At 32.6% G+C, this 12,194-nt stretch carries 10 protein-coding genes; 3 read left to right on the top strand and 7 right to left on the bottom strand.

Going from position 1 to position 12,194, the window contains the following annotated elements; translation table 11 throughout:
* Positions 1-156: 156 nt before the first annotated feature.
* On the bottom strand, positions 157-1,038 hold the full coding sequence (locus H8909_RS11370; RefSeq protein WP_187012913.1) for a PHP domain-containing protein: 882 nt from the start codon (positions 1,036-1,038) through the stop codon (positions 157-159).
* Positions 1,039-1,194: 156 nt separating this feature from the next.
* A complete protein-coding gene (locus H8909_RS11365) occupies positions 1,195-1,725 on the bottom strand; it encodes a TetR/AcrR family transcriptional regulator (protein ID WP_187012912.1) in 531 nt (176 codons plus the stop codon).
* Between the two features lie 100 nt (positions 1,726-1,825).
* Here H8909_RS11365 and H8909_RS11360 point away from each other — a divergent pair, with 100 nt between their 5' ends.
* Genes H8909_RS11360 through H8909_RS11350 form a run of 3 tightly spaced genes read left to right on the top strand, consistent with a single transcriptional unit; the run spans position 1,826 to position 3,815 of the window.
* Entirely contained in the window at positions 1,826-2,656 is an 831-nt protein-coding gene (locus H8909_RS11360) for a DegV family protein (protein WP_187012911.1), read from the top strand.
* A gap of 59 nt (positions 2,657-2,715) precedes the next feature.
* Positions 2,716-3,273 (top strand): chromate transporter, encoded by a 558-nt coding sequence (locus tag H8909_RS11355; RefSeq protein WP_187012910.1) that lies wholly within the window; start codon positions 2,716-2,718, stop codon positions 3,271-3,273.
* Positions 3,270-3,815, top strand: coding sequence for a chromate transporter (locus tag H8909_RS11350; protein WP_117458895.1), 546 nt, complete (start codon positions 3,270-3,272; stop codon positions 3,813-3,815). The genes H8909_RS11355 and H8909_RS11350 overlap by 4 nt, the downstream gene beginning before the upstream one ends.
* A gap of 103 nt (positions 3,816-3,918) precedes the next feature.
* Here H8909_RS11350 and H8909_RS11345 read toward each other — a convergent pair whose 3' ends face one another.
* The 5 genes from H8909_RS11345 to H8909_RS11325 form a co-directional block, all read right to left on the bottom strand.
* A complete protein-coding gene (locus H8909_RS11345; protein WP_187012909.1) occupies positions 3,919-4,404 on the bottom strand; it encodes an HIRAN domain-containing protein in 486 nt (161 codons plus the stop codon).
* Positions 4,404-7,343 carry a DNA-directed RNA polymerase subunit alpha C-terminal domain-containing protein gene (locus H8909_RS11340; RefSeq protein ID WP_187012908.1) on the bottom strand — a complete coding sequence of 980 codons (2,940 nt, stop codon included), beginning with the start codon at positions 7,341-7,343 and terminating at the stop codon, positions 4,404-4,406. Before H8909_RS11340 ends, H8909_RS11345 begins: the two co-directional genes overlap by 1 nt.
* 11 nt (positions 7,344-7,354) lie before the next feature.
* Positions 7,355-9,082: a Swt1 family HEPN domain-containing protein gene (locus tag H8909_RS11335; protein WP_255465896.1), complete on the bottom strand. Its 1,728-nt coding sequence runs from the start codon at positions 9,080-9,082 to the stop codon at positions 7,355-7,357.
* A 257-nt stretch (positions 9,083-9,339) separates the two neighbouring features.
* On the bottom strand, positions 9,340-11,073 hold the full coding sequence (locus tag H8909_RS11330) for an ABC transporter ATP-binding protein (RefSeq protein WP_022424937.1): 1,734 nt from the start codon (positions 11,071-11,073) through the stop codon (positions 9,340-9,342).
* 38 nt (positions 11,074-11,111) lie between these two features.
* Positions 11,112-11,870: an HAD family hydrolase gene (locus tag H8909_RS11325; RefSeq protein WP_187012906.1), complete on the bottom strand. Its 759-nt coding sequence runs from the start codon at positions 11,868-11,870 to the stop codon at positions 11,112-11,114.
* Positions 11,871-12,194 lie beyond the last annotated feature (324 nt).

Raw genomic sequence — 12,194 nt, 5'->3', positions numbered from 1 at the left:
CATCTTTTCTTTATCTATGATTTATTGATTGAAATAAACTGCGGTCGCTATAAGAATACATTATTATATAGGGTAATATAATTTGCAGTTATCAGATGGGTAGAGTTTGCGGTTTAACACTTAACTGGTTCCTTATACATAATCTCAACTCATTTCCTAAATCAAATGATACTTCTTCAAATTGTCTTTTATCTCTTCTTCTACATTACTATGATGTCCACCTAACTCAATAGAAGGTTTTGTCTTCCCATGGAAATCACTCCCACAAGTATAAAGAATACTCAATTCTTTTGCCTTATTATAGAAGTACTGATTTACTTCTTCTGGATGATAACTAGAGAAACATTCAACACCTTGTAACCATAGTTCTACCATTTCATCTAATAATTCAAATCGTCCTTTAAGGTTATTACCAGGATGGGCTAGGACTGCGATTCCACCATGTTCATTAATCAATTTAATTGTATCTTCTAATGTAGGAAACTTAATCTCTGTATAACAAGGTTTACCCTGTGCATAATAATCCCAATAGAAATTCACAAAAGGATTATCACTTCTTGACTCACCTTCTCTATAAGGCTTTAATAATTCATTATCTAAATAACGTGGATCATTTAATAATGCTTCACCAAACATTTCTCCCGTATATACACCATTAGAAGACAAAGCATCTAATTGTGCTTTCTCTAATTCAAAACCTAAATCATTAGTCAGTTCTAGTTTCTTTAAGCTACATGCCTGTTCCTGTTTTTCAATACTTTCACCAAGCTTATTAAATTCTTCTGAATCATCAATACCATATCCTACCACATGAAGATTCACACCCTTATAGGTACAATCTACTTCAATGGCTGGTATATAAGTCATACCTAATTCCTTACATCTTAAAGATGCTTCTTTATTGGCTTTAATCCAGTTATGATCCGCAATAGCCATAATCTGGATACCTGACTGATGACACATATCTACTAACTGCGTAGGTGTATATTCACCATCATCACTATAAAAACTATGCATATGTAAATCAACAATACTCATATAATACCTCCTCTCATATATATTCATCATATCATGAGATAAAAGATAATCTTCAGACAATTCATGTTATGAAAATATATTTTACGTGATAAGCATTAATCATTATGATAATTTATTTAAAAAGAGTTGGTTTTATAAAAAAAGATGCCACATTAATTAAGGCATCTTTGGTGCACTTTCACTAATCATCTTGGCTACTTCCTGTGCAGGAACAAGTTTTCCTGTCTTTTCCCAGTTAATAAATGTATTGAGTAAAGCACCTGCATAGTAATACGCACGATAAATCATATCTTTATGATCAGAATAGAGTTCTACCATGAAATGATTGACTGCATTCACTAATACAGAATAAAGTCCCTGTCTTTCCATGATAATAAAGAATGTCGCATACTGATCAAAGAATTCTATTGAAAACAAGATATGTGAATATTCCATGAAACGTTCTTCTTTAGGACGTTTTTTATTTTCTGTCAAATATTGAATAATAATCTCACGTAGATAGTCTTCTATCGCATTCACCTTAGAATCATAATAATGATAATAAGTCATACGTGAAATACCTGCTTTTTTCGCAATCTGGCTGACTGTAATCTTATCAAGAGAATCTCTCTTCATAAGTTCTACAATCGCTTCTCCTATACACATTCTTGTAAATCTATTTCTTTGTGTTTTCTTATTTACGTCCATAAACTGCACCTCTGAACAAAAATTTACATATTTTTTCTCTTTGTAAATTGTATCATTTCACAATTTAAACTACAATAGTATTGATAGGGAGGTTTTTCGCATGAAAAGAAAAATTGTAGCTGACTCATCTTGTGATATGTGGGAATTAAATGGCGTTGATTTTGCAGTCGCACCAATCACTATTTCTACTGATAATAAGCACTATGTAGATAATCAGGAACTAGATGTACATTTAATGTCTGAAGAACTTGCAAAGTATAAAGGTGTTTCTCATACTGCATGTCCAAGTGTAGGGTCTTGGTTAGATTGTTATGAAGGATTTGATGAAGTATTCGTTATTACTTTAACTGGTGCTATGTCAGGCACTTATAATTCTGCCATGACAGCCAAAGGCATTTATGAAGAAGAAAATGAAAATGTAAAGGTCCATGTATTTGATAGTTTATCTACAGGTCCTGAAATGAGATTACTTATTGAAAAGTTAAAAGAAAAGATTGACGAAGATCTACCATTTGAAGAAATTGTAGAAAAAGGACAGGACTATCTTAATCATACTAGATTGTTCTTCGCATTAAAATCATTACATAACTTTGCGATGAATGGACGTGTAAGTAAAGCTGTTGCTTCTGCGATTGGTGTATTAAATATTTCTATTTTCGCAACAGCCAGTGAAGAAGGTACTATTCAGCAGATCAGTAAATGTCGTGGTGAAAAGAAAGTTGTAAAATCTATGATTGAACATCTTGAAGATGCTGGATACCATGGTGGTAAGGTACGTATCTCACATGCAGATAATTTAAAACTTGCACATAATGTCAGAGATAAGATTTTAGAACTTTATCCAAATGCGGATATTATTGTATATCCAATGGGTGGTCTATGTACTTATTATGCCGAAATAGGTGGACTACTTGTAGGGTGTGAATGTTAAGCCAGTTGAAAAACTGGTTTTTTTCATAAATGAAATGATATAATACAGACTACAGGAAGGTGAATATCTTGAAGAATAAATTAGTGAAACTCTTCTTTTCTACTCTATACTTAAGTGCTTTTACTTTTGGCGGAGGCTATGTCATCGTCTCTTTAATGAGAAAGAAGTTTGTCGATGAATACAAGTGGATTGATGAAGATGAAATGTTAGATTTAGTCGCTATTGCACAGAGTGCACCAGGGCCTATTGCGGTCAATGGGGCGATTGTAGTTGGATATAAGATGGCAGGATTGCTTGGTATATTCATCTCAGTACTCGCTACAATCATTCCTCCCTTTGTAATCATATCTGTTATTTCTGTCTTTTATGAAATATTTAAGACTAATCTGATTGTATCTCTTATGTTAGAAGGGATGCAGGCAGGAGTCGGTGCAGTCATTGCATCTGTATGCTTCGAAATGGGTAGCGGTCTCTTAAAAGAGAAAAATAAGCTTTATCCTGTTATTATGATTGGGGCTTTTGTCGCAAACTATATATTTAATATTAATGTCATGATAGTCATTATTGTTTGTATCATGATTGGATTACTTTATTCTTTGAAAGGGGTACAGTCATGATTTATCTACAATTATTCTTAAGTTTCTTGCAGGTGGGTGCATTTAGTTTTGGTGGTGGTTATGCCGCTATGCCGCTTATTAAGCAGCAGGTGATTACAGCCCATCATTGGTTATCTGTCTCTGAATTCACTGATCTTATATCTATTTCACAGATGACACCTGGCCCTATTGCCGTCAATTCAGCAACTTTTGTCGGTATCAAGATTGCCGGCATTCCTGGCGCAATATGTGCCACTATAGGTTGTGTATTACCTTCATGTATTATTGTCGGTATCATCAGTTATTTCTATCTCAAATATCGACATATGGATAAGTTGCAGAGTGTTTTAAAGATGTTAAGACCAGCCGTTGTTGCTTTAATTGCGACTGCAGGTGTCTCTATTCTTACTACTGCTTTCTTTGGTGAAAGCTTCAATACATTTAAGATCCATCTTGTAGTGATATTTGGTATATGTGTTATATTACTTACTAAGTATAAGTGGGATCCTATTCTTGTCATGCTCCTTGCTGGAGTTATGAATACAATTTATTACTTTATTTAAAAAACGACCGCGAGGTCGTTTTCTTAATTTCAAATATAATTATTTGAAATAATGTACCTATACACATATGTGTATTAGGTGTAAATAAATTTAGTTTATGTTTTTACTTGCTCAAGATGCACTTCAGTTCTACAAAGAGCATTGCTTGCTTAGCATGCCTACTTCTTTTCGAGATAGGCTCCACGAAGCTTACTTTTGCTTCGATAAAACTCAAATTTCCTTTATCATAAAGAGGTGCAATAGCGTTACATAAATCGACAGGCATACATCCCACATCTCGGCCTCGTTTTGTCAACAGCAAAAAATTATTGGAATTGAACTTATTTTCTTTATCCCTTGTTACCTCAATAAAATCGTCGAGTTTTACCTTTTCTATTTGTTCAGTTCGACCATTATAACGTGTTCCCTTTGACTCAAATCGTATCACAATACTTCCAGTAGACTCATCGTAATCACCATAGGATTGATCTAAAAATTCCATTTCTCCAGGTTCAAAATAATCAGGTCTAACAGTATTAGAAAGCTCATTTCGTTTTTTTAACTTAGCTACTTCTCTAATAAGATTATCTATTAATTCTCTTTCTATCATTAGAAACATCCTCTCTCAAGTTCATTATAATATACATCCTTATTTGCATACAATTTATCAAGAAATTCATTATAGTACAATTCTGTTCCATGAACTTTATAAAGCATATGAGATTTATCTGAAATCCTACAGCCATATTTATCGGTTAATTCATTCATCAAGTCAAAAGTATCAATACATCCATGTTCCTGAATACGATTCATCTCAAATGATTTGATAGTAATATTCTCTTTTCCCTTATACAGAATCAGATTACCGAACATTGTACCAAATGAGAAACGATCATCAGAGATAAGCAGATTTCCATAAAACCAGTCCGAGAAACCAAGATCATAAAGTTCTGTTTTAAATCCAGCTTTGCGCAAAGATTGAGAACTAAAATATTCACCATCAGCTACAAAATCATAAACAGCATCACAATACTCCTGAATCATTTCTAAAGTAATACCTTTTTGCTTAAGCTTTCTAATATTGATAATCACATTTGGTTCAAATTCAATGACTTGTAAACTTTTTTTCAATTCCATAAGTTTTTGAGAGAATAACTGTATATATACAAAACGTTTTCTATACTCAGTTAAATCTACTATATCCTCTCTTGTAAGAAGATCAATAAAATACTCTTCTAAAGTCGGATGATTTTGTACTACATATCTAGAATATACTTGAAAACCCATACTTTTTAAATTATATGAATTAATTTCTTCAACATTAGCATTTGAGATAAGATTTTTGTAGATTTGTCTTATTTCATCAATGTAATAAAAATCCTTAGTTAAAACATTTTGTAATATTTCTTTATTTTTAATACTCATCTGCTTCTGGTCAACGGAATAAATACCACGGTGGCAATATTCTGAAAAATTCTTTAGATATCCTCCCATTATGATTGATGGATCATATCCATATTCTTTACTAATGAGTTCAGCCAAATCATTCGTGCTTATCGGAGCGTTATCGGCAAGAATATCTAAGATAGCTGCATCCCTATCAAATTCCCCAAACTTAATCTCTGGTGTCCTTCCACAATGAAAATCGTGATAACTTCCCTCTGGAACAATTTTTCTAAGCAGATTATGCAACTCATATTGATTGCGAATATCATATTTTACCATAATACCCGGATGTTCACGCATAAGTTTAACAGTTGATAATTCAATATTTTCATATGATGCAAGGTTTAACTCATCTAATAGTTCAGTATAATCTCGTCCATCAATATCATAAAATCTAATTTGTTCATTCTGTTTCCAAAGAACAAATCTAGCATCAGCTAAACGATTTTTTCTAGTTCTATAAACTGCTTCAGTATAATAGATTTTTTCATCATATGGAATCTCTTCATCCTGGAGAAACTGATTATAAATATTAAAAAATTCTTTAAATGACACATCATTTTGACAGAATTTTCTTGCCACAACTTCCTCAAGCGCAGAACGACTTTTGTCCACCCACATGCCATCAACAAATAATTTGTTGCGATTCAAGTAGTTTTTTATTTTTAGGCGTAAACCTAAATCAAGTCCATCATGATCATCTAGTGCAGATTGCAGATTTTCTTTTCCTTGTTTCACATTTATTAGCTCCAAATAATTCCAAACATATGTTGGAATCCCCAGCCATTTTGCCCCATCTTTCTTGTCAAACTGGTAGTTTTCATATAGATGTCTATAATAATCTTCATCAAAAAACTTCATTCCAGTATCACTCACATATTGTTTTCTAAGTTTACTGATACCAAGCTTTACAATTTGACGAACACGTTCTCTAGTAAGATTACAATCCTTTCCAATTGCTTCAAGAGTATCGCCTCGAAGTCGTCTCTTTATTAGTTCTTTGCTTCGAGCATCAATATCAGATTTTTCTAATGCATCTTCAAATCTGTCATAAACACGGTAACAACGATAATCAACATACTCCAGTTGCTTATCTGCAATAAGCATGCCAATAATATGTTTCACTCGTTCCTCCGTAACCTGCTCTGGAAGTTCAAGACTTTCTAGTATTTCATTCAAAGTTAGGCCATTAAAACCTAGTTCTGAATATAAATTCAAAATCATTTTTTTAATTTCTTCATCATCCCATAATGCTGATTCATCTCCACTAATAAAAGCCCTAATTCGTGATTCATTCTTTTCTAAATAGGCATTAATCTTTTGAATAATATTATCAACTGAATTTTTTCCCATAGATGGAATCTTTAATAATTCTGCACGACTTTTAAAAATAATATCACTCAGATTCTTATAACCATTTCTAATCAACCTATTCTCTGCTCTATATGTTAAACCCATCATTATTATTTCTACATCATTCACCTTTACATATTGCAGAATAATATCTCTGTATTCCTGTCTAGAAATCATTTCATCAACTGATTGAACTCTAATTTTTTCTATATCTCTTTTATCTGAAATAAAGCTACATATCTCATTTAGGGATTCGCGTATAAATCGCAAAGTCAACTTTTCAATGTCATGTGCCGATATTTTATCCATCAGCTGAATATTCATCAGTTCCTCAATTGAGAGAAATGCAATTTGATATAAATAATCAAATCCAGCAAACATCAGTATATTATAAGCTCTAGTGCTGAGCAAATCCAACTTTTCTATACGAATTTGTTTTTCAGTCAACCATTCTACAACAATATTTCTATTATCTTCTACTGTTACCCATTCATCAAAATTTTCTGGAATAACAACTTTCGTTTCATCATTATTTTCCTTAATCCCACCATTTTCATCTAACTGCTTATAATACTTGATTTTCATAAGTACTTCATTAATAGATTTTTTACCTAAATTTCTTACTTGCGAAAGTGTCTCTTCCGTATATCCCAACATATCCCCTACAGTATGCACATTTGCATTCTGTAATGCATTTGTTGATCGTACAGAAAGCCCAATCGAATCAATTGATAATAATTTTATATCCATATCTCTCACCTTTAAAGCATGCTTCTAAACTTATCCACTATACGAACTAATTCATCTAGTTCAGATTTCAGTTTTCCCTTCTCATCTACATCTAGTTTATCAAATAGTCGTGAATCTACTTCCATCATCGATGAAATACTTTCTGCAACTTTTTCTGCCGGCTTTGTCTTCTGAACTTGAAAATTAGATTTCATTAATGCACGATTCATAGACGACTGTAGTTCTTCTCTAATTGCACTATTTTCAAGTGCAAATCTGTCCACATCATCTTTTGAGCGTATAGTAGTCGTAGAGTATTTATGTCTAATTATATCTGCCAATCGTCTTTGATCATCAAAATATGATTTATAAGTACCGCTATTAATTAAAGCCTTAATATCTCTGATAAATTTCCTTTGGTCAGGCATTGCATTCATCATTGCATTATTAAATACAATAATTTTAAGCTGTTTCTTTTCATTAATATCTAGTTTTTTCAATGGCGCTATCATCTCCTGAAACAAACTATAAACCTGATATTCCCTAGCTACATGATATTGTTCAGATAATCTAATATATTTCAAAAATTCATTAATAACTTCTGCAATTTCAATTCTTTTCTTTACATTTGTTTTAGTTTCATTTGCACTTGATGCATATTCTTCAATAGTTAGCAATTTCGTTTGAACGACATCTCTGTACGTACCAACAGCATAATCAATCAAGTCATAGTCTACTTTCTTCTCTTCTCCATGCTGAATACCAAGTTCTAGCAATTTTATCTGCTTTTTATCTTCTTGGATATCCATGTCCATGATGACAGTTTCAAAATAAACTGGTTCCGCACTGTCCCTTTGAATACGTCGCAAACAGGTAAATCTTCTGTTTCCATCTACAATACGACCATCTGCCAAAGTAACACCAGGTTCTCTCTGACCAATAAATGCTATATTTTTCTGTGTTTTTTGAATTGCATCTAAATTACTCTCACAGATAAAGTTCTCAATAATTCGATTGTAATTTTCTGTATCAAGGACAGTTAAAGCACCTTTACCATTCTCAGATTCATATCTTGATATCCACGTTGCTATGCGATCATTTTGATCATTATAATAAAGTTTATCTAGACGAACTCGATATACTGGATAAACTACAGTTTTACCCCCATAGGTAACCTTTCTTGTTAATGTTGTTTTCTCAACAGCATCAGTTCCAACCATCTGCAAAAGACTTCCTTCAGTCAATTCGCCTCTTCTAGAATCTGATGCAGGTTGAGCTAACCCATTAAATTCTAATGATTGTAGTTTACAACTACTGTCAGCTTTATCTCGAACCTCCTGATACAGTTTACGAATGTCTTCTGCACCTTCTGTATCAATTTCCTTACATAGCAGAAACATAGTATCTAGTGCACGCTCAGCTTTTGCTTGCTCTAAATCTTGCTGACCAATATGAGAGACTGTATTTCTCACACCCATCAATTCTTTTGCCCATGTCCTGCAATCCTTAGGTAGAATATTTCTAAAAACATCATTCCATTTTCGATCTATTAATCTAATACAATTAGCAATGTCTAAAGAATCAATAAGTTCCCCATATTCTCCTGTATATGGTAAATCAAATTGATCATCAAGAGTATTCAGAACTTCCTTCCACCACTCATCTTTATATTTCTTATTAAGTTCCTGCCCAATGTAACCTGACATAGATGTTACCAAGATACGAAATCCACGTTGAACATATTCAAAATTATCTTGCATACTTGCCTCCTATAAAAATATTTTTATAAAATAAGATTTAAAAGTGTTAGTAACTTTTATTTTAATATTTTATATACTTCCAATCGTATAAATTCATAAAATGCTTATTAATTATAAGTGTACTCGTCATCGAAAAATATGTCTATTTTTTTGCACAATTATACATTTATTATCACACATTTTATTATTATACATTTTCTTTTAAGTATTTTTTTATGACAATTCAAATATATAAAAACGACCGCGAGGTCGTTTTCTTATTTCATTAATTCCTGTGTATGTACTAATTGTGCATAAGCACCATTATTTTCTAATAATTCATGATGCGTTCCTAGTTCAATGATTCTTCCTTCATCAATAACCGCAATACGATCTGCATTCTTAACTGTAGATAAACGGTGCGCAATCACAATAGTAGTACGTCCCTGTGATAACTTATCAAATGTTTCCTGAATCTTAGCTTCAGTAACACTATCTAATGCACTTGTTGCTTCATCAAGAATAAGTACAGGTGGATTCTTTAAGAAGATTCTTGCGATAGAAATACGCTGTTTCTGTCCACCTGATAATAAGACACCACGTTCTCCTACATTAGTTTCAAAGCCATCAGGCATTTCCATGATATCATCATAGATTTCTGCTAGTTTTGCAGCTTCAATAATATCTTCCATTGTCGCATCTAATTTACCATAACGGATATTTTCCGCAATGCTATCCGCAAATAAGAAGACATCCTGTGAGACTACACCAATATTGTTGTGTAATGATGTTTGAGTCACATCTCTGACATCATGACCATCTACTAAGATAGCCCCTTTAGTAACATCATAGAATCTAGGAATAAGCTGAGATAAAGTAGTTTTACCTCCTCCTGAAGACCCTACTAACGCAAGTGTTTCACCTGGATGAATATGTAAATCAATATCTGTTAAGATATTTCTATCTTCTTCATACGCAAAGCTGACATGATCAATATCAATCTGTCCAGATACATTTGTAAGTTCTTTTGCATCAGGACGATCTTCTAATTGAGGTTTTGTATTAAGTAATTCTACAAAACGATGAAGACCAGCAGTCCCATTCGCAAATAATTCCGCAAAGTTAGATAATTTACGTACTGGATTCACAAATGTAGAGACATATAAACTAAAAGTAATCAAATCAATTGTATCCATCTTGCCCTGCATAATAAGAGCACCGCCTACCGCAATAACGATAAGTGATAATGTACACATAAAGAATTCCATAATCGCATTAAATCGTCCCATAGCTTTATGAAACTGTTTTTTAGATGTTTTATATGTATCATTGGATGTATTGAACTTCTGTTGTTCAATTGTTTCATTCGCAAAAGCCTTGGCTGTTTTCATACCAGTGAGTCCTGATTCGATATCAGTATTGATGACTGCAACCTTCTGTTTAACACGAATTGAAGCTTCACTCATAGAGTGACGTGATTTCCATACAACAAGTATGAAAACAGGTATCATAATCGCAATAACTAAAGCTAAACGCCATTCAATTGTGAACATGATAATAATAGAACCAATAATAGTCACAGTAGAGATGAATAAGTCTTCTGGTCCATGATGTGCAAGTTCTGTGATATCAAATAAATCAGTCGTTAAACGGCTCATTAACTGTCCAATACGATTATTATCAAAATAACCATAACTTAATGACTGCATATGTTCAAATAAGTCTTTACGCATATCTGCTTCTACAAGAATTCCAAATGTATGTCCATAATAACAAATTATATAAGTAAAGAATGAACGCACTAAATAAGCCAATAAGAAAATAATCATAACCATCCAGAATGTCTTATAAATACTATTTGGTAGTAATGTATACATACACCATCTAGAGACAAATGGAAAAGCGAGATCAATTAAAGAAATCATTAACGCACATGCAAGGTCCAAAAAGAATAGACGACGATGTGGTTTAAAGTAAGATATAAATGTTTGAAAATCAGTTTTTTGTTTCATAGTGATCCTCCCTCGGATTATTATGCCATATTTCAAGCTTAAAGTAACTCATAATGTTTCAAAGCTTTATAGATTCCTTCATTTTCCACTGTATCAGTGATATAAGTTGCTTTTTCTTTTAAGACATCTACACCATTTCCCATCGCTATGCGTTGTCCTACTTCTCTAAACATGGCTTGATCATTATAGCCATCACCAAATGCATAGGCATCCTCTTTAGTGAGTGAGAAATGATCAAGAATATACTTGATTGCATGTCCTTTATCAAAGACAAGGGTAGATGTATCACATGAACCAGTACCACCATGATCATTAATCACACATTCTCCTTTAAAGGCTTCTATCATCGTATCTCTCTTTTCTAACGTATCATAGAAGAAATCACATGTATAGTAAGTACCTTCTTCGTCTTTAATATGTTCTTCACCATATTCTTTCTTTACATGTGTGAGTACATCTCCTTCTAGATGATAAGGGCTAGAGAATGTATCAGAGACAAACAGTCCTCCACATCCTAGATTATCTAGTTTCTTTTTTAGTTCTTCTACTTCAACAGGTGTAAAAGGCACACCATGAAGTTTTTCACTCTTATAACTGATATAACGACCATTACATGAAATAATACCTGAAACCAGTTTCCCAAAAAGATTCTCTGCATAATAAGGTGCACGTCCTGTGCAGATAAATGTATCATAACCCTTTTCTTTTAATGCTTCTAACGCTTTCTTATTAGATTCTGGAATATGTCCATGAATAGCCAATGTACCATCGATATCAAAAAATAATACTTTCCTCATCATATAGTCCTCCCTTGTATCTATTTTATCAAAAAAAACAGAAGAGATTAATGTCCCTTCTGATTTCTGTATGCATAATATTTTAATTGTGTCTTCACTTTTTGACTGATACATACAAATCCAAGTGAACACAAAGTCACAAGTATATCTCTCATCATATGTATACCTCCTAGTTAGTACATACTAACTATATACAATTTAAGAGAAATTTTATATCTAATTTGCGATTATCCGCATAAACACTATACTTTCAAGCACTTTGAAGTATAGAAAATTATTTAATTTACCACGAATTTACCACAATTGAATGAGCCTTGATATGAC

The sequence above is a fragment of the Catenibacterium faecis genome, assembly GCF_014306455.1.
Lineage (GTDB): Bacteria > Bacillota_I > Bacilli_A > Erysipelotrichales > Coprobacillaceae > Catenibacterium > Catenibacterium mitsuoka_A.
This window is presented reverse-complemented; position numbering and strand designations above follow the sequence as displayed.